The 18,314-nt window shown below is 60.2% G+C and carries 20 protein-coding genes; 11 read left to right on the top strand and 9 right to left on the bottom strand.

The features are described 5' to 3' along the window. Positions 1–11 precede the first annotated feature (11 nt). Entirely contained in the window at positions 12–416 is a 405-nt protein-coding gene (locus Q8X48_RS04725) for an acetyl-CoA sensor PanZ family protein (protein WP_218485876.1), read from the bottom strand. Positions 417–641: 225 nt separating this feature from the next. Here Q8X48_RS04725 and Q8X48_RS04720 point away from each other — a divergent pair, with 225 nt between their 5' ends. The 7 genes from Q8X48_RS04720 to Q8X48_RS04690 all read left to right on the top strand — a co-directional run bounded on the left by Q8X48_RS04720 (position 642) and on the right by Q8X48_RS04690 (position 6,482). Continuing rightward, on the top strand, positions 642–2,306 hold the full coding sequence (locus Q8X48_RS04720) for an OFA family MFS transporter (protein WP_407799821.1): 1,665 nt from the start codon (positions 642–644) through the stop codon (positions 2,304–2,306). Positions 2,307–2,598: 292 nt separating this feature from the next. After that, complete coding sequence (gene hisB / locus Q8X48_RS04715) at positions 2,599–3,192, top strand: imidazoleglycerol-phosphate dehydratase HisB (RefSeq protein WP_003186751.1); 594 nt, start codon at positions 2,599–2,601, stop codon at positions 3,190–3,192. Next, on the top strand, positions 3,192–3,830 hold the full coding sequence (gene hisH / locus Q8X48_RS04710; RefSeq protein ID WP_116580824.1) for an imidazole glycerol phosphate synthase subunit HisH: 639 nt from the start codon (positions 3,192–3,194) through the stop codon (positions 3,828–3,830). The genes hisB and hisH overlap by 1 nt, the downstream gene beginning before the upstream one ends. Continuing rightward, a complete protein-coding gene (locus Q8X48_RS04705) occupies positions 3,831–4,088 on the top strand; it encodes a DUF2164 domain-containing protein (protein ID WP_007989200.1) in 258 nt (85 codons plus the stop codon). It abuts the gene before it with no gap. Between the two features lie 42 nt (positions 4,089–4,130). Next, complete coding sequence (hisA, locus tag Q8X48_RS04700) at positions 4,131–4,868, top strand: 1-(5-phosphoribosyl)-5-[(5-phosphoribosylamino)methylideneamino]imidazole-4-carboxamide isomerase (RefSeq protein ID WP_015093076.1); 738 nt, start codon at positions 4,131–4,133, stop codon at positions 4,866–4,868. Positions 4,869–4,877: 9 nt separating this feature from the next. Then, complete coding sequence (gene hisF / locus Q8X48_RS04695) at positions 4,878–5,648, top strand: imidazole glycerol phosphate synthase subunit HisF (RefSeq protein ID WP_007972752.1); 771 nt, start codon at positions 4,878–4,880, stop codon at positions 5,646–5,648. A 78-nt stretch (positions 5,649–5,726) separates the two neighbouring features. Beyond that, a complete protein-coding gene (locus tag Q8X48_RS04690; RefSeq protein ID WP_407799820.1) occupies positions 5,727–6,482 on the top strand; it encodes a substrate-binding periplasmic protein in 756 nt (251 codons plus the stop codon). A 143-nt stretch (positions 6,483–6,625) separates the two neighbouring features. Here Q8X48_RS04690 and Q8X48_RS04685 read toward each other — a convergent pair whose 3' ends face one another. The 4 genes from Q8X48_RS04685 to gpmI all read right to left on the bottom strand — a co-directional run bounded on the left by Q8X48_RS04685 (position 6,626) and on the right by gpmI (position 11,829). Then, positions 6,626–7,402: a divergent polysaccharide deacetylase family protein gene (locus Q8X48_RS04685; protein WP_407799819.1), complete on the bottom strand. Its 777-nt coding sequence runs from the start codon at positions 7,400–7,402 to the stop codon at positions 6,626–6,628. Between the two features lie 2 nt (positions 7,403–7,404). Further along, positions 7,405–8,721 carry a S41 family peptidase gene (locus Q8X48_RS04680; protein ID WP_015093079.1) on the bottom strand — a complete coding sequence of 439 codons (1,317 nt, stop codon included), beginning with the start codon at positions 8,719–8,721 and terminating at the stop codon, positions 7,405–7,407. Between the two features lie 31 nt (positions 8,722–8,752). Further along, a complete protein-coding gene (locus tag Q8X48_RS04675) occupies positions 8,753–10,048 on the bottom strand; it encodes a murein hydrolase activator EnvC family protein (protein WP_102673914.1) in 1,296 nt (431 codons plus the stop codon). A 251-nt stretch (positions 10,049–10,299) separates the two neighbouring features. Next, positions 10,300–11,829, bottom strand: coding sequence for a 2,3-bisphosphoglycerate-independent phosphoglycerate mutase (gene gpmI / locus Q8X48_RS04670; protein ID WP_407799818.1), 1,530 nt, complete (start codon positions 11,827–11,829; stop codon positions 10,300–10,302). Between the two features lie 152 nt (positions 11,830–11,981). On the opposite strand from gpmI, the gene Q8X48_RS04665 reads away from it, so the two are divergent. From Q8X48_RS04665 to secB, 3 genes are read left to right on the top strand one after another with little or no spacing between them, the layout of a single operon-like run. After that, entirely contained in the window at positions 11,982–12,395 is a 414-nt protein-coding gene (locus Q8X48_RS04665; protein WP_095964570.1) for a rhodanese-like domain-containing protein, read from the top strand. Position 12,396: 1 nt separating this feature from the next. Next, complete coding sequence (grxC, locus tag Q8X48_RS04660) at positions 12,397–12,651, top strand: glutaredoxin 3 (protein ID WP_007972741.1); 255 nt, start codon at positions 12,397–12,399, stop codon at positions 12,649–12,651. A gap of 56 nt (positions 12,652–12,707) precedes the next feature. Continuing rightward, a complete protein-coding gene (gene secB / locus Q8X48_RS04655; protein WP_015093084.1) occupies positions 12,708–13,193 on the top strand; it encodes a protein-export chaperone SecB in 486 nt (161 codons plus the stop codon). Positions 13,194–13,325: 132 nt separating this feature from the next. On the opposite strand, the gene Q8X48_RS04650 is transcribed toward secB, so the two are convergent. After that, complete coding sequence (locus Q8X48_RS04650; protein ID WP_102673912.1) at positions 13,326–13,781, bottom strand: tRNA (cytidine(34)-2'-O)-methyltransferase; 456 nt, start codon at positions 13,779–13,781, stop codon at positions 13,326–13,328. On the opposite strand from Q8X48_RS04650, the gene Q8X48_RS04645 reads away from it, so the two are divergent. Beyond that, the gene (locus Q8X48_RS04645; RefSeq protein ID WP_015093086.1) at positions 13,780–14,220 is read left to right on the top strand and encodes a hypothetical protein; all 441 of its coding nucleotides are present in this window, start codon (positions 13,780–13,782) and stop codon (positions 14,218–14,220) included. The genes Q8X48_RS04650 and Q8X48_RS04645 overlap by 2 nt on opposite strands. Before the next feature lie 554 nt (positions 14,221–14,774). On the opposite strand, the gene ntrC is transcribed toward Q8X48_RS04645, so the two are convergent. From ntrC to Q8X48_RS04630, 3 genes are all read right to left on the bottom strand, one after another. Then, positions 14,775–16,211: a nitrogen regulation protein NR(I) gene (gene ntrC, locus Q8X48_RS04640; protein WP_407799817.1), complete on the bottom strand. Its 1,437-nt coding sequence runs from the start codon at positions 16,209–16,211 to the stop codon at positions 14,775–14,777. Beyond that, on the bottom strand, positions 16,208–17,293 hold the full coding sequence (glnL, locus tag Q8X48_RS04635; RefSeq protein ID WP_126048713.1) for a nitrogen regulation protein NR(II): 1,086 nt from the start codon (positions 17,291–17,293) through the stop codon (positions 16,208–16,210). Before glnL ends, ntrC begins: the two co-directional genes overlap by 4 nt. 307 nt (positions 17,294–17,600) lie before the next feature. Continuing rightward, positions 17,601–18,116: a DUF4124 domain-containing protein gene (locus tag Q8X48_RS04630; protein ID WP_407799816.1), complete on the bottom strand. Its 516-nt coding sequence runs from the start codon at positions 18,114–18,116 to the stop codon at positions 17,601–17,603. Positions 18,117–18,314 lie beyond the last annotated feature (198 nt).

The raw sequence follows: 18,314 nt of genomic DNA, 5'->3' as shown, positions 1-18,314 counted from the left end.
CCGTTCGGCGATCACTCCGGCAGCACATCCAGCGGCAGTTTCAGCTTGGCGGCCAGCGCCTGCGCTTCCAGGTGCCCGGCAGGCGCCAGCAGGCGTAGCGTCATGCCCGATTGAGCGGCCATTTTTTGCGCTTCGGCCACCAGTCGCTCGGCAACACCACGGCGACGGGTAATTTTTCGCACACATATTTGTGACAAATGCCAGGCGTCTTGGTGCCTTTGCAAGCGGGCCGCGCCCAGCAGGCGATCGTTGAAGCGTCCGGCGATCAGTGTGCCGTCGCGCAAACAGTCCTCGATCAACTGCGCTTCGCCGGAAAACGGGGCGAACAACCAGTCTGGAGCGTCGCGGTAGATCTTCTGCAGATCCTGCCGATCCTGGGACGTGGCTTGGTTCAGCGGCTCGACAATGATCGGCATGGTGATTCCTGTGGGGTCATGAAGCGATGGAGGTCAGACGACGTACCAAAGGTGATGTCAGTTTGGTTTTTCTGTCACTGGCAGATGGTAACCTTTGCCCGTTCGTCCGTCCTTCTGCGACCTGTTGTCGCACAACAAGGCGCTCCACCAAAAAACGGTCATGTCTGCGTGCATAAAGGCCGGGAGCGTGGCTGGCGAACCCTACTAATAATTGGGGGAAATACAATGACCACGAGCATCACGGCGGACGGCCTCAGTGCCGACCAGCCCGCGTTCCTGTCCAAGGAGCGGATCATCGCCAGGCCCGGTTTCAACCGTTGGCTGGTGCCACCGGCCGCGCTGGCCATCCACCTGTGCATCGGCATGGCCTACGGCTTTTCGGTGTTCTGGTTGCCGCTGTCCAAGGCGCTGGGCATCACGGCGCCAGTGGCCTGCGCAGCGGACATGGGTTTTATCGCACAGGTCTTTTCGTCCCAGTGTGACTGGCCGATCTCGATGCTCGGCTGGATCTACACCCTGTTCTTCATCTTCCTGGGTTGCTCGGCCGCCATCTGGGGTGGCTGGCTGGAACATGCCGGGCCACGCAAGGCAGGGGTTGTATCGGCTCTGTGCTGGTGCGGCGGTCTGCTGATTTCGGCGCTGGGCGTGTATACCCACCAGATCTGGCTGATGTGGATCGGCTCCGGGGTCATTGGTGGTATCGGCCTGGGCCTGGGTTACATTTCACCGGTCTCGACGCTGATCAAGTGGTTCCCGGACAAGCGCGGCATGGCCACCGGCATGGCGATCATGGGCTTCGGCGGTGGTGCGATGGTCGGTGCTCCGCTGGCGGCAGCGCTGATGGGGCACTTCGCTTCGCCAACCAGCGTCGGCGTGTGGCAGAGCTTCCTGGTCATGGCCGCGATCTACTTCGTGTTCATGATCGGTGGCGCATTGTCCTACCGCGTCCCGCCAACCGGTTGGAAGCCTGAAGGCTGGACCGCCCCGGCGAAAAAAGCCTCCAACGCGATGATTACTCATCGTCATGTTCACGTGAATGTGGCCTGGAAGACGCCGCAGTTCCGTCTGGTGTGGCTGGTGCTGTGCCTGAACGTATCGGCCGGTATCGGTATCCTCGGCATGGCGTCGCCGCTGTTGCAGGAAGTGTTCGGTGGCAAGTTGTTGGGCAATGACCTGGCGTTCGGCCAACTCGACGCTTCGCAACTGGCTTCGATCGCCGCCATCGCGGCCGGTTTCACCGGTTTGCTGAGCCTGTTCAACATCGGCGGGCGTTTCTTCTGGGCTTCGTTCTCGGATTACCTGGGTCGCAAAAACACCTACTTCGTGTTCTTCGCCTTGGGCTTTGCCCTGTACGGACTGATTCCGAACCTGGGTCATCTGGGCAGCATCGCGCTATTCGTGGCGGCGTTCTGCGTCATCCTGTCGATGTATGGCGGTGGTTTCGCGACTGTTCCTGCGTATCTGGCGGACCTGTTCGGTACGCAAATGGTCGGTGCGATTCACGGTCGTCTGCTGACGGCGTGGGCGGCTGCCGGCGTGCTCGGCCCAGTGCTGGTGAACTACCTGCGTGAATATCAGCTGAGCATCGGCGTTGAGCGTGCAGCAGCGTACGACATCACGCTGTACATCCTCGCCGGCCTGCTGGTGCTGGGTTTCCTGTGCAACCTGCTGGTGCGCCCGGTGGCGGACAAGTACTTCATGACCGACGCCGAACTGGCCGCCGAACAGGCGCTGGGCCATGACAAAGGGGCTGACAGCAGCACCGTGCTGGAGTGGAAAGCCGCGCCTGGCACCAAACCGCTGGCGGTGGCGGCGTGGCTGGTGGTGGGGATTCCGTTGGCGTGGGGTGTGTGGGTGACCTTGCAGAAGACGGCGGTACTGTTTCACTAAGGTGTTCACGGGCTGACAACACCCAGTCCTGAACAAACACCCACACTGTGGGAGCGAGCTTGCTCGCGATAGCGGTCTGACAGTCGACAGAAAGGTTGAGTGTGAGGGCCCCATCGCGAGCAAGCTCGCTCCCACAGTTGTTTTGGGGTGTGCCAAATGGCTTGTATGGACATGTACATCGCCGACACCTCCGAATTCACTCCGTCAGTGATATCACCTCGCGTGTTTCTGTTTGGCGCCCGCAAGCCTATAATGGCTGCCTTTTTCGCCCAATGATTTTGCGGAGCTGGTGATGGCCGAACGTAAGGCGTCTGTCGAGCGCGACACTCTGGAAACCCAGATCAAAGCCTCGATCAACCTCGATGGCACCGGAAAGGCCCGATTCGATATCGGTGTACCTTTTCTTGAGCACATGCTGGACCAGATCGCCCGTCACGGGCTGATCGACCTGGATATTGTCAGCAAGGGCGACCTGCATATCGATGACCACCACACTGTGGAAGACGTCGGTATCACCCTCGGCCAGGCCTTCACCAAAGCCATCGGCGACAAGAAAGGCATCCGTCGCTACGGTCACGCCTACGTGCCGCTCGATGAAGCGCTGTCGCGCGTGGTGATCGATTTCTCCGGCCGTCCGGGCCTGCAGATGCATGTTCCCTACACCCGTGCCACCGTCGGTGGCTTCGATGTTGACCTGTTCCAGGAATTCTTCCAGGGCTTCGTCAACCACGCCAACGTCACTTTGCACATCGACAATCTGCGTGGGCACAACACCCACCACCAGATCGAAACCGTGTTCAAGGCTTTCGGTCGCGCCCTGCGCATGGCCGTCGAGCTCGATGACCGCATGGCCGGGCAAATGCCTTCGACCAAGGGCGTCCTGTAATGCAGACAGTCGCGGTTATCGATTACGGCATGGGCAACCTGCACTCGGTGGCCAAGGCCCTCGAGCACGTGGGTGCCGGCAAGGTACTGATCACCAGCGATGCCTCCGTGATTCGCGAAGCCGACCGGGTGGTTTTCCCCGGTGTTGGCGCCATTCGCGATTGCATGGCGGAGATCCGTCGCCTCGGCTTCGATTCGCTGGTGCGTGAAGTCAGCCAGGACCGTCCGTTCCTTGGCATCTGTGTCGGCATGCAAGCCTTGCTCGACACCAGCGAAGAGAACGACGGCGTCGACTGCATCGGCCTGTTCCCGGGCGCGGTGAAGTTCTTCGGCAAGGATCTGGTCGAGGACGGCGAGCACCTGAAAGTCCCGCACATGGGCTGGAACGAAGTGAAGCAGAAGGTCAGTCACCCGCTGTGGCACGACATTCCGGACCTGGCGCGTTTCTACTTCGTGCACAGCTACTACATCGCTGCCGCCAACGCGCGGCAGGTGGTGGGTGGCGGGCACTACGGTGTCGATTTCGCCGCGGCGCTGGCCGAAGGCTCGCGTTTCGCCGTGCAGTTCCACCCGGAGAAAAGCCATACCCATGGCCTGCAGTTGCTGCAGAACTTCGCTGCGTGGGACGGTCGCTGGTAAATGGCCGTCAAGAAGAAGCCGCCGATTCTGACCCTCACTCCCGAGCAGGAGAGCGAGGCCAATCGCAAGATCAAGCGTTTCATGGAAGACCGCTTCGAACTCGACCTCGGCTCGTTCGAGGCGGCGGAGATTCTTGAGCTGTTTACCCGTGAAATTGCTCCGCACTATTACAACAGGGCGATTTTCGATGTGCAGGCGCACCTCAAAGAGAGGTTCGAAAGCATCGAAAGCGACCTGTGGGCGCTCGAGAAAAACTGATTTCCGAGCCAAGCTGAACATTCAAATTTGAAGGTTTGCCAGATGCTGATTATTCCCGCTATCGATCTTAAAGACGGTGCCTGTGTTCGTCTGCGCCAGGGCCGCATGGAAGATTCCACAGTGTTCTCCGATGACCCGGTGAGCATGGCTGCCAAGTGGGTGGAGGGCGGTTGCCGCCGTCTGCATCTGGTCGACCTGAACGGCGCCTTCGAAGGCCAGCCGGTCAACGGCGAAGTGGTCACCGCCATCGCCAAACGCTACCCGAACCTGCCGATCCAGATCGGTGGTGGTATCCGCTCCCTGGAAACCATCGAGCACTACGTGAAAGCGGGCGTCAGCTACGTGATCATCGGCACCAAGGCCGTGAAAGATCCGGCCTTCGTTGCCGAAGCCTGCCGCGCATTCCCGGGCAAGGTGATTGTCGGCCTGGACGCCAAAGACGGCTTCGTCGCCACCGACGGCTGGGCTGAAATCAGCACCATTCAGGTGATCGACCTGGCCAAGCAATTCGAAGCCGACGGCGTTTCCGCGATCGTTTATACCGACATCGCCAAAGACGGCATGATGCAGGGCTGCAACGTACCGTTCACCGCGGCACTGGCTGCCGCCACTTCGATTCCGGTGATCGCTTCCGGCGGTATCCACAACCTGGGCGACATCAAGACCCTGCTCGACGCCAAGGCGCCGGGCATCATCGGCGCCATTACCGGCCGTGCGATTTACGAAGGCACCCTCGATGTCGCAGAAGCGCAAGCTTTCTGCGATTCGTACAAAGGCTGAGGACTGATCATGGCGCTGGCCAAACGCATCATCCCTTGCCTGGACGTGGACAACGGCCGGGTGGTCAAGGGTGTGAAATTCGAAAACATCCGCGACGCCGGCGACCCGGTGGAAATCGCCCGTCGCTATGACGAGCAGGGCGCCGACGAGATTACCTTTCTCGACATCACTGCCAGCGTCGATGGCCGCGACACCACGCTGCACACCGTCGAGCGCATGGCCAGCCAGGTGTTCATCCCGCTGACCGTGGGCGGTGGCGTACGCACCGTGCAGGACATCCGCAACCTGCTCAATGCCGGCGCGGACAAGGTTTCGATCAACACCGCAGCGGTGTTCAACCCTGAGTTCGTCGGCGAAGCCGCGCAGCATTTCGGTTCGCAATGCATCGTGGTCGCGATCGACGCGAAGAAGGTTTCGGGACCTGGCGAAACCCCGCGCTGGGAAATCTTCACCCATGGCGGTCGCAAGCCAACCGGTCTCGACGCTGTCGAATGGGCAAAGAAAATGGAAGGCCTGGGCGCCGGTGAGATCCTGCTGACCAGCATGGACCAGGACGGCATGAAAAACGGTTTCGACCTGGGTGTCACCCGCGCCATCAGCGATGCGCTGGGCATTCCGGTGATCGCTTCCGGTGGCGTCGGCAACCTGCAACACCTGGCCGATGGCATTATCGAAGGTCACGCCAGCGCGGTTCTGGCGGCGAGTATTTTCCACTTCGGCGAATACACCGTGCAGGAAGCCAAGGCTTATATGGCCCATCGCGGAATTGTGATGCGCTGAACAAACCAGTGCAGGCCAGTGGACATCATGGCGTGCCCAAGGCACTCTTGGGTACGCCATGGATTTCGGTAGCCAGACATGCTTAAACGCTTTCTTCTCGTCCTTGCCAGCGCTTCTCTGTTGTTCATCAGCGGAGCACACGCAAAAGACAGCCCCGATGCCGACATGGTGTTGCTGACTGAAAACTTCCCGCCCTACAACATGGCGAAGAATGGCAAGAACTTCGCTCAGGACGAGAACATCGACGGCATCGCCACCGATATCGTCCGCGAGGTTTTCAAGCGCGCCAACATTACATACAGCCTGACGCTGCGTTTCCCTTGGGAGCGAATCTACAAGCTCACCCTGGAAAAACCCGGCTATGGCGTGTTCGTCATGGCGCGGTTACCGGATCGCGAGAAGCTGTTCAAATGGGTCGGCCCAATCGGCCCGGATGACTGGATCATGCTGGCCAAGGCTGACAGCAAGATCACCCTCGAAACCTTGAATGATGCGCGCAAGTACAAGATCGGCGCCTACAAGGGCGACGCGATTGCCGAGACGCTGGCCAAGCAGGGGCTCAATCCGATTGTTGTACTGCGCGATCAGGACAACGCGAAAAAACTGGTCAACGGGCAGATCGACCTGTGGGCCACCGGTGACCCGGCCGGGCGCTATCTGGCGCGTCAGGAAGGGGTCAACGGGTTGAAAACCGTACTGCGTTTCAACAGTGCCGAACTGTACCTGGCACTGAACAAGGACGTGCCGGACGAGACGGTGGCCAGGCTCCAGGCGGCGCTGGATCAGATGCGCAAGGAAGGCAAGGTCGACGAGATCATGGCGCGGTATCTATAGGATTCAACACCAACCCTTCAGTCATGCCCGGACCACTGTGGGAGCGAGCTTGCTCGCGATGGCGTCGTGTCAGTCGACAACATTGGTGAAGGACAGATCGCTATCGCGAGCAAGCTCGCTCCCACAGGGGGCGCTGTGTAGCTCTAGCGGTACACCCCATCCTTCCCATGCGCCGCAGTCGCCCGATTACCGCGCACACTGATCATCTGCCTGATATCAATCCACTCAATTCCCTGAGCCTTCAGCTTCGGCAATTCCCGCTCCAGCACCGCGAGTGTCTGTGGATACGGATGCCCGATCATCACCGCCGAACCCTGCTTGTGCGCGAGGTTGATCGCTGTCTGCAACTGGCTGAAGATCGCGGCTTCGGTTCGTTCATCGTCGAGAAACACATCCCGCGAAACGCTGGCCAGACCGATCTTCTGCGCTTCGGCCGCGGCCACGGTCCGGGCGCTGGTGCGGCTGTCGACGAAGAATTTGTGCCGTTGTTGCAAATCTGCCATCAACCAAGCCATGGCCGCGGGTTGTGCGGTCATGCGGCTGCCCATGTGATTGTTGATGCCGCTGGTGTAGGGAACCATTTTGAACGCGGCGCTCAGGCGCTTTTCCAGCTCATCGACAGGCAATTCGGGATGCCAGGCGAACGGTCCGGTGGCCGGATCCATGGGCATGTGCAGAATGACGATCTTGCCCGCGCGATGGGCTTCGCGGGCGAATTCGGTGGCGTGAGGCGTGTCGGGCATGATTGCCGTGGTCACCGGGCCGGGCAGGGCCAGCACGCGGCGATCCCGGGGCAGGTTCTGCCCCAGGTCATCGATGATCAGGGTCAGGTAGGCTTTTTGCGGGGTGGTCGGGGCGGGTGTTGCGTGAACAACACCCGCCAGACAGCAAAGCAGACCGAGAATGTACCGCAGGCGCATCCTCAACGGCCGGACGTGATGCTCAGCCCTTTGAGCAGGCTCAGGGCCTGGGCCAGTTGGTAATCATCGTCCTGTGGCATCGGCTTGGCCTTGCTGGAGCCGGTCGGTTTGTCCGCACCGCCGTTGCCGTTGCCCAGGTGACCCTGCAAGTCGGCTTCCTTGAAGTAGTCGTTGTCCTGCTCGCTGGTGATCTTGGCCTTGCGCACTTCGATGTCCGGGACGATGCCCTGGGCCTGGATGGAACGGCCATTCGGCGTGTAGTACAGCGCCGTGGTGATCTTCAATGCACGATCATTGTTCAGCGGCAGCACGGTTTGCACCGAGCCCTTGCCGAAACTGGTGGTGCCCATCACCACGGCGCGTTTCTGGTCCTGCAGGGCGCCAGCGACAATTTCCGATGCCGAGGCGCTGCCGCCGTTGATCAGCACGACCATTGGCACGGCTTCGCTTTCGTCCTTGCCGGTGGCAGAGAAACGCAGCTCGGAGTTGGCGATGCGGCCCTTGGTGTAGACGATCAGGCCCTTGGTGATGAAGTGGTCGACCACTTCCACCGCCGCCTGCAATACGCCACCCGGGTTGTTGCGCAGGTCGAGGATGATGCCGTTGAGCTTCTTGCCGTTCTCCTTGCGCAGCTTGGCCAGCGCCTTGGAAACCTCTTCACCGGTCTTGACCTGGAACTGGGTGATGCGGATGTAGCCGTAGCCCGATTCCAGCAGCTGGCTCTTCACGCTCTTGACCTGGATGACGGCGCGGGACAGGGTCACGTCGAACGGGGTGCCGCCGTCGCGCACCAGGGTCAGGGTGATTTTCTGGCCGATCTTGCCGCGCATCTTGTCGACGGCTTCGGTCATGCTCTGGCCGCGGGTGGGCTGGCCGTTGATCTTGACGATGAAGTCGCCGGCCTGAATGCCGGCCTTGGAAGCCGGGGTGTCGTCAATCGGCGACACCACTTTGATGAAGCCGTCTTCGGCGCCGACTTCAATGCCCAGGCCACCGAATTCACCGCTGGTGCTTTCCTGCAACTCGGCGAAATCTTCAGGGCCGAGGTAAGCCGAATGCGGGTCGAGGTTGCTGAGCATGCCCTTGATGGCGTTTTCCAGCAGGGTCTTGTCGTCCACCGGTTCGACATAAGCGGCCTTGATCCGGTCCATCACCTCGGCAAAGGTGCGCAACTCATCCAGCGGCAGTGGCGCCTTGGTGGTCGCAGCAGTACCCGCAGGCGCAACCGCCGGGGCCGGTTGAGCGGCAAACGCCAGAGGCGCGCCGATCACCAGGGCGATCGTCAGGGCCAGCGAGGTAAGGCGGGACAAATGCAGCATGTCTAACAAACTCCTGAATTAGGTAACGCGCTTATCCTTGCGCGCGGCACCATTGCGCCGGATCACTCGGGTGACCCTGCTGACGAATAGCAAAATACAGCGCTGGCGTGTCCTGCCCGCCACTGTTGCCGACAGTGGAGATGGACTCACCGGCTTTAACCACATCACCCGCAGACTTGAGCAGCGTCTGGTTGTGACCATAAAGACTCAAAAAACCGTTGCCGTGGTCGAGGATCACCAACAACCCGGCGCCTCGCAGCCAGTCGGCAAACACTACGCGACCACCATGCACCGCATGCACGGTGCTGCCGGCAGACGCGCCGATCATCACGCCATCCCACTTGGTCCGGGCATCGTCGCCACGGCTTTCACCGTAGCGTGCCAGCAGTCGACCATCGACAGGCCAGGGAAGTTTGCCGCGGGTTGACGCAAACGGACCACCAAAGGTCTCGCCGGAACTGGAAACCAGTGCGCCGGGAGTCGACTTGACCGGTTTGCGTGGGGCGTCATCGCTGGCATCTGCCTGCGCCTGGGCCTCACGTAAACGCTTTTTTTCGGCTTCCTGCTGGGCAATCAGCGCTTTTTGTCGCGCTTCTTCTGCCTCACGGGCCTGGCGGGCCAGGGTTTCTTCAATAGTTTTAAGGACTTTAGACAGGTCTGCCTGATCCTGCTCGCGCGCCGCCAGTTTCTGATCGCGAGCCTTTACGTCGTCATTGAGCTTGGCCAGGACTTGCTGGCGCTCCTTGCGGACTTTTTCGAGCTCGTCACGCTGGGTGTCGAGGCTGCTTTGCTGCACCAGCAGTTGCGCCTGCTGCATGGCGATGTCTTTCTCGACATTGGACAGTTGGCGCAGGGTTTCGTTGAAACTCTTCAACTGCTCCAGGCGAGCCTGGCTCAGGTAGTCGTAATAGGTGAGGGTACGGGCGAATCTTTCCGGATTCTGCTGGTTGAGCAGCAGCTTGAGGTATTCCTGGCGACCGTTCTGGTAGGCCGCCCGGGCCTGAATGGCAATCAGTCGTTGCTGTTCAATGCGCGCGCTCTGGAGTTTTTTTTTCTCCGCATCGAGTCGCTGCAGCTCGGCTTCGCTTTTCTTCAGCTCTTTTTGCAGGGCATCGACCTGCTTCTCGAGCTTGCCCATTTCGGTTTCGGTGCCCTTGAGTTCTTTCTGCACGCCGGACTTTTCTTCCTGCAGCTTGCCCAGCAGCTTCTTCAGCTCGGCAATGTCCTGACGCGTGGCGTCCAACTGTTGTTGGGTGTTTGCGCGCTCGTCAGCAAAGGCCGGTTGGAGCAGGCAAGTCAGAGCTAGGGCTATCAGGACGCGAAGCATAGGGGCGGGCGGCACCAGGGAAAGGGACGGCCTAGTATGCCCGCCATGGGCGGCAAAAAAAATGCCCATTTCTGACTGTGTGATGACTGGAGCAAGCGACAGACTGAATTCCATTTCAAAAACTCCAAAAACCACTGTGGGAGCGAGCTTGCTCGCGATGGCGTCCGATCATTCAACATAGATGTTGGCTGTCAGATTGCTATCGCGAGCAAGCTCGCTCCCACAGATTTTGTGGCGTTTTGGAAATCCGATCAGACCAGAATCGAAGTCCCGGTCATTTCCGCCGGCTGTTCAAGCCCCAGCAGCTTCAGCATGGTCGGTGCCACGTCCGCCAGCACGCCGCCTTCGCGGACCTTCAGGTCGCGCTTGCCGACATAGATGAACGGCACCGGCTCGGTGGTGTGCGCAGTGTGCGCCTGGCCGGTGGTTGCATCGGACATTTGCTCGACGTTGCCATGGTCAGCGGTGATCAAGGCTTCGCCGCCGACTTTTTCCAGGGCATCGACGATGCGGCCCACGCACAGGTCAAGGCATTCAACAGCCTTGACCGCCGCTTCGAACACGCCGCTGTGGCCGACCATGTCGCCGTTGGCGTAGTTGACCACGATCACGTCGTAGCGCTGGTTTTCGATGGCGTCGACGATGCGGTCGGTAACTTCCGGTGCGCTCATTTCCGGCTGCAAGTCATAGGTGGCGACTTTCGGCGACGGAATCAGGATGCGTTCTTCGCCCGGGAACGGTTCTTCGCGGCCGCCGGAGAAAAAGAAGGTCACGTGGGCATATTTTTCGGTTTCGGCGATGCGCAGCTGGGTCTTGCCGTTTTTCGCCAGGTAGTCGCCCAGCACGTTTTCCAGGCTGCCGGCAGCGAAAGCCGACGGGGCAGGAATGCTGGTGGCGTATTGGGTCAGCATGACGAAACCGGCCAGTTTCGGCTGGCGGGCACGCTCGAACTCACTGAAATTGTCTTCGACGAACACGCGAGTCAGTTCGCGGGCGCGGTCGGCTCGGAAGTTCATGAACACCACGGCATCGCCGTCTTCGACTTTTACCGGCTCGCCGATGGAGGTGGCTTTGACGAATTCGTCGCTCTCGCCGCGCTCGTAGGCTGCTTGCAGGCCTTCCTGGGCGGTGGCGGCGTTGAATTCGCCCTGGCCATCGACAATCAGGTTGTAGGCCTGGGAGACACGGTCCCAACGGTTGTCGCGGTCCATGGCGTAGTAACGGCCGATCAGGCTGGCGATCCGGCCTTTGCCCAGGGCCTGGAAGGTCGCGTCGAGCAGTTCGATCGAGGATTGCGCGCTTTTCGGCGGCGTGTCGCGACCGTCGAGGAAGGCGTGCAGGTAGATGTTTTGAGCGCCGCGCTTGAAGGCCAGTTCGGCCATGGCGACCAGGTGGTCCTGGTGGCTGTGCACGCCGCCATCGGACAGCAGGCCCATGAAATGCACGGCTTTGCCGGCGGCGACGGCTTTGTCCACGGCTGCGCAGATGGTCGGGTTCTCGAAGAACTCGCCGTCGCGGATCGATTTGGTGACGCGAGTGAAGTCCTGGTACACCACGCGACCGGCGCCGAGGTTCATGTGACCGACTTCGGAGTTGCCCATCTGGCCATCCGGAAGACCGACGTCCATGCCGCTGCCCGAGATCAGGCCGTTCGGCACGGTGGCCCACAAGCGGTCCAGTACAGGCTTCTTCGCCGCGAAAATGGCGTTGGATTCGGGGTTGTCGCTGTGACCGAAGCCGTCGAGAATCATCAGGACCAAAGGTTTAGGCGTGGTAGTCATGGAATTCGCTCTGGCTCAAGTAAAAAGGGGCGATGGAAAAGGGAGTCGCAGTTTAAAGCGAAGTTCCGGCCGCGTCACCGCCGGACGGGGTTTGGCCCACCATAGTGGCTGTGTATACTGGCCGACATTTTAACGCCCTGGAACCTCCTTCGATGGTTGCTAACCTGATTCAATTTGCCACTAACCACTACATTCTCGTCGGTATCTTCGTCGTACTGCTGGCGTTGCTGATTGCCTATCAAATGCAGGGCGGCGGCCGTAGCCTGAGCACTGGCGAACTGACCGGCCTGGTCAACAAGGACGCCGGCGTGGTGATCGACATTCGTCCAACCAAGGATTTCGCCGCCGGTCACATTGTCGGCGCGCTGAACATTCCCCAGGACAAACTGATCGCCCGCGTTGGCGAACTGGAAAAGCACAAGGCCAAGACCATCATCCTGGTCGATGCCATGGGCCAGACCGCCGGCACTCACGCTCGTGAATTGGTGAAATCCGGTTTCACCGCCGCCAAGCTGTCCGGCGGTATCTCCAGCTGGAAAGCCGACAATCTGCCGCTGGTGAAGTGATATGAGCAACGTCGTCGTCTATTCCAGCGATTACTGCCCTTACTGCTCGCGAGCCAAATACCTGCTCGAGAACAAAGGCGTGGCCTTCGAAGAGATCAAGGTCGATGGCAAGCCGCAGGTGCGCGCTGCGATGGCCCAGAAGGCCGGACGTACGTCCGTGCCGCAAATCTGGATCGGCAGCACCCACGTGGGCGGTTGTGATGATTTGTTCGCCCTGGAGCGCGCCGGCAAGCTCGACGCGCTGCTCAGGGCCTGACGGCAATACCCCAAACAAGCAAACCTAAAAGAACCCTGGATCAAGAAGGATCTGCGATGACTGACCAACAGAACACTGCTGCGAACGAAGAAGAAACTGCACCGCAATTCTCCTTGCAGCGCATTTATGTGCGTGACCTGTCCTTCGAAGCTCCGAAAAGCCCGGCGATCTTCCGCCAGCAGTGGGAGCCGAGTGTCGCCCTGGATCTGAACACCCGTCAAAAGGCACTGGAATCCGACTTCCACGAAGTCGTGCTGACCCTTTCGGTTACCGTGAAAAACGGTGACGAAGTGGCGTTCATCGCTGAAGTGCAACAGGCCGGTATCTTCCTGATCAAGAACCTGGACGATGCTTCGATGAGCCACACCCTGGGTGCGTTCTGCCCGAACATCCTGTTCCCGTATGCTCGCGAAACCCTGGACAGCCTGGTGACCCGCGGTTCGTTCCCGGCACTGATGCTGGCTCCGGTGAACTTCGATGCGCTGTACGCGCAAGAGCTGCAACGCATGCAGGCTGCCGGCGAGACTCCGACCGTTCAGTAAGCATTTCTGAGCGTCGAAGCAAGTCCAATGTGGGAGCGGGCTTGCTCGCGAAAGCGGTTTTTCAGTCAACATTCATGTTGAAGCTGATGACCCTTTCGCGAGCAAGCCCGCTCCCACATTTGCTATGCGGTGTTATTTGAAGTCGTTCTGGCGCCAGGCTTCGTAAACCGCGACGGCCACCGTATTCGACAGGTTCAGGCTGCGGCAGCCCTCGCGCATCGGCAGGCGCAGGCGTTGCTCAGGGGGCAGGGTGTCCAGCACCTCGGCGGGCAAACCCCGGCTTTCCGGGCCGAACAGGAACGCATCGCCTGGGGCGAAGCTGGCATCGTGGAATGGCCGCGAGCCCTTGGTGGTGAAGGCGAACAGCCGTGGATGACCGAGGCTTTCCAGGCAGCTGGCGAGGTCGGCGTGACGTTGCAAGGTGGCATACTCGTGGTAGTCGAGGCCGGCGCGGCGCAGGCGCTTGTCGTCCATCTCGAAGCCCAGCGGCTCGATCAAATGCAGGTGGCAGCCACTGTTGGCGCACAGCCTGATAACGTTGCCGGTATTCGGCGGAATTTCTGGTTGGAAAAGGATGACGTGAAACATGCACGGCTCCGAAGGTAAAGATGACGCGCATTCTACGCCGCAAGCAGACGTGCGTTCGAAACTATTCCTGCGGGTGATGGGCTCGCTGGCGATTGTCGGGATGATGATCGGCTTGATGATCGGTCGCCTGACCACGCCAGACCCGAGTCAGTTGCAGCAGGTTGAGGTGACGGGCGACGGGCTGGTGGTGTGGTTCAACAACGAACCCAAGGTCCATGGCGAAATCGTCGACGGCAGTGTCGCGCTGCTGTTTGGCGCCGAGGGCCAGGCGCAGAAAGGCCAGCTCAAGCTTGGCGGCAAGGATGTGAACTGGCGGGTACGTTTGAGTGATGGAGGGTTGCTGCTGACGCTGGTGGCGGCCCGGCCGTTGCTGGGCGAGTGGGCCGGTAGCGAGGTCGATGACCGCTGGCGGCTGGAGATCCATCTCCGGGAGCAATAAAAGAGGGAATCCCCGGCCTGCCTGTACCAAGGTTCCCGAAACGGGAGGCTCGTCGCGAGTGCGGTGTGAGCCTGGTGTAAAGAAGGAACCCCTGACCTGCCTGTATCAAGGGCCCCAAAACGGCTGGGCTCGTCGCGGCTGCGGTGTGAGCCCGGTGTAAAGAGGGGAATCCCCGGCCTGCCTGTACCAAGGTCCCCGAAACCGGGTCGGTGATCGGAATCACTTGAAAGGGTTATTGCAGGGGGCGTGCCAGGTTTTCATATGTGGTAACAGAAAATTCTGAAGTAATACTCAAGGCCCCGTAATTCGGGGCTTTGGTGTTTTTTGGGGGGAGTTTTGCGGCAGATGGAGGCGGTGTTTCGATTTAGCTTTCGTGCGCGATTGCGGTTCACGGTGCATTCAGTCGGTGCATTGATGGCTCTAAAAGCATCGCGAGCAAGCTCGCTCCCACAGGGTTCAATGGTGTCTACACAATAGTGAAAACGCCGAAAAACCACTGTGGGAGCGAGCTTGCTCGCGATTGGGCCAACGATCAGCGAATAACTAAAGGCTGTTTAACCCTCATCCCCCTCATCATCATCCCCACCATCCACCTTCATCCCCAATTCCTTGATCTTGCGCGTCAGGGTGTTACGCCCCCAACCCAGCAAAACGGCGGCATCGCGGCGGCGACCGGCGGTGTGTTTGAGGGCGGTCTCGATCATGATCCGCTCGAAGGCCGGCACAGCGCTGTCGAGCAGGCTCGATTGACCACGGGCCAACGCCTGGTCTGCCCATTGGCGCAGGGCTTGCTCCCAGTTGGTGACCGGTGCCGAATCCTGCGGCAGGCTCAGCAACTCCGGCGGCAGGTCGCCGATGTGCACTTCGCGACCCGAAGCCATCACCGTAATCCAGCGACAGGTGTTCTCCAGTTGGCGCACGTTGCCCGGCCACGGCAGGTTCTTGAGGTATTCCTCGGTTTCGTTTTTCAGCAACTTGGGCTCGACTGCCAGCTCCTGGGCTGCGCGGCTGAGGAAGTGCTTGGCCAGGGTCGGGATGTCTTCGCGACGATCCGACAGGCGCGGGATATGGATGCGGATCACGTTGAGGCGATGAAACAAGTCCTCACGGAATTTCCCGGCATGCACCAGGGTTTCCAGGTTCTGGTGAGTCGCGGCGATGATGCGCACATCGACCTTCACTGGTACATGACCGCCGACGCGGTAAAATTCGCCATCGGCCAGCACCCGCAGCAAGCGGGTCTGGGTGTCGGCGGGCATGTCGCCGATTTCATCGAGGAACAGCGTGCCGCCGTCCGCCTGTTCAAAACGCCCGCGACGCAGGTTGGCCGCGCCCGTGAACGCGCCTTTCTCGTGGCCGAACAGTTCGGATTCCATCAGGTCTTTGGGGATCGCCGCCATGTTCAGCGCGATGAACGGCGAAGCGGCGCGCGGGCTGTGACGGTGCAGGGCGTGGGCCACCAGCTCTTTACCGGTACCGGATTCGCCATTGATCAGCACGGTGATGTTGGAATGGCTCAGGCGGCCGATGGCGCGGAACACCTCCTGCATCGCCGGCGCCTCGCCGATGATTTCCGGGGTGCGGGTCAATGTCGGGACGACTTCCAGGCCTTGCTGCTCCTGGGCGTGCTGGTTGGCGCGCTTGACCAGGGAAACCGCTTCGTCGACATCGAACGGCTTGGGCAGGTATTCGAAGGCGCCGCCCTGATAGGACGCGACAGCGCTGTCCAGATCGGAGTGAGCGGTCATGATGATGACCGGCAGCCGTGGATGCTGTTCGCGAATCCGCGCCAGAAGGTCCAGGCCGCTGGCGCCGGGCATGCGGATGTCGGAAATGATCACGTCCGGTTGCTGGCGTGCCAGGCGGCTCATCACGCCATCGGCGCTGTCGAAGCTTTGCGTGGTCATGCCTTCCTGTTGCAAGGCTTTTTCCAGGACCCAACGGATAGAACGGTCGTCATCGACGATCCACACGGTTTCACTACGGCTCATGTCGATGGGGCTCCTTGTTCCAGTGGCAGAAAGATCGAGAAGGTGGTGTGGCCGGGGTGGCTGTCACATTCGATCAGGCCCTGGTGCTGGCTGATGATGTTCTGGGTAATGGCCAGGCCGAGCCCGGTACCGTCCGGGCGACCGCTGACCATGGGAAAGAAGATGGTTTCCTGAAGTTCCGCGGGGATGCCCGGACCGTTGTCGATGATCTCGATCTTGGTCACCAGGCGATGGCGCACATGGCCGATGGTGAACTGGCGCATGGTACGGGTGCGCAGGCTGATTCGGCCCAGGCGCAGCTCGTTCTGGCTGCTGATGGCCTGCATCGCGTTGCGCACGATGTTCAGTACGGCCTGAATCATCTGTTCGCGGTCGATCAAAACGTCGGGAATGCTAGGGTCGTAGTCGCGCACCAGCGTGATGCAACCCTGGCTTTCGGCTTCCACCAGATGGCAGACGCGCTCCAGCACTTCGTGGACATTGCACAGGGCCAGTGACGGCAGCTTGTTGGAGCCGAGCATGCGATCGACCAGGTTACGCAGGCGGTCGGCTTCTTCGATGATGACGTTGGTGTAGTCGCGCAGGCTTTCTTCCGGCAGTTCCCGGGCCAGCAACTGCGCCGCGCCACGAATCCCGCCCAAGGGGTTCTTGATTTCATGGGCAAGCCCGCGCACCAGCATCTTGCTGGTCTCCTGCTTGGAAAGCTGTGCTTCTTCCTTGGTGATCCGCAACAAGCGGTCGCGAGGGTGGACTTCAAGCAGCAGCATCGTGTCGCCATTGCTCAGAATCGGCGTTACCGCGTAGTCGACGGTCAGGGTCTGACCGGTGAGGGCGGTCAGCATGGCTTCGCGCTTGGTGAACGGGTGGGCCTGTTCGACAGCCTGGCGCAAGGAGTTCAGCGCTTCGGTCGATTCGGTAAACAACTCGCTGATGAACTGTCCATGGCTGCGCTGGCCGCTGATGGCCAGCAGCATCTCCGCCGCCGGATTCATGTACTCGAGGCGCAGTTCGGCATCGAGCAGAATGGTGGCGGTGGTGAGGTTGTCGAGTAGCAAACGGTGGAGTGCGTCGCTAATGGTCATCGGGACCTCTTTTGGGGCGGAGCATGCGCAAGAAACAAGTGTTGGTAATTAGAAGTTGCAAAAAGTAAACCAAGGCTCCGAAAAGAAGCGCCAAAGGCCTGAAACGGGCGTTCGACGCTCGCTTGCGTAGCGTTCTGCCAGCTTTCGCGGGTAATTTCGAACCAAAATGGGTTGGAATCTGAGTACGGTGCAAGTAGTTGCACCAATATAGTGCGCAAACCTGAATGAGGTTAGAAAAGTCGCAGGAATGGGGTTTTTCGTGCCGACATGAGCAGTGCAATGAAGCCGGCAATCAGCAGCCAGGCCTTCAGCGCGTGTGCACTCGTTGCAAGGTGAAGGTTGCGGTGGGGCTCTGCTGCACAACGTTTTCGCCATCGATCACTTGCACGGCGAGGCGATGCTCGCCGCGATCGATATTCACCAGTTGCAGGATCGGCACATTGACTGGCTGGCCGTAGGGCTGGCCGTCCAGCAGCAGGCGCAACCGGTGGGGGCTTTGCAGGCGCGGCTTGATCAGTACGTTTATCGTGAAGGTTCCATTGTTGGCGCGCAGGGCTTCGGTATTGGGCAGGCCGGTCAGCTCCAGTACTTCATAGGGCTTTTGGGGTTGCTCATTTCGGGTGGTTTCAGCAACAGGCGCGGCTTCGCCGGGAGTCTGGCGCTCAATGCTGTTGAGGGGCGGCAGGTGGACCGGTTGGACGCTGACGCCGTCAGGCGGTTGATTGCTGTACGCAGTGGCGCCGTTGGCGTCTGTGTATTTGTAGATCTGCGCCATGGCGGGCAGGGCGATCAGCAGCAGGATGAACAGAAAACCACGACCCATGGAATCTACCGGAAGCGAAAGCGTTGGGTTGCAGCATAGGTCAGGCCGGGCGGTTATCCCAAGCCATTAACATCTAGGCATGATTTGCCGAGGCCGCCTGAACACAGAAAACCCCTTGTGGGAGCGGGCTTGCTCGCGAAGACGTCAGTACACACAACATCCTGTTATCAGACAGACCGCTTTCGCGGGCAAGCCCGC

The sequence above is a fragment of the Pseudomonas sp. QLc11A genome, assembly GCF_052112305.1.
GTDB classification, from domain to species: domain Bacteria; phylum Pseudomonadota; class Gammaproteobacteria; order Pseudomonadales; family Pseudomonadaceae; genus Aquipseudomonas; species Aquipseudomonas laurylsulfatiphila.
Note: the sequence above shows the minus strand (reverse complement) of the source record. Positions and strands in the feature narration are given on the sequence as shown.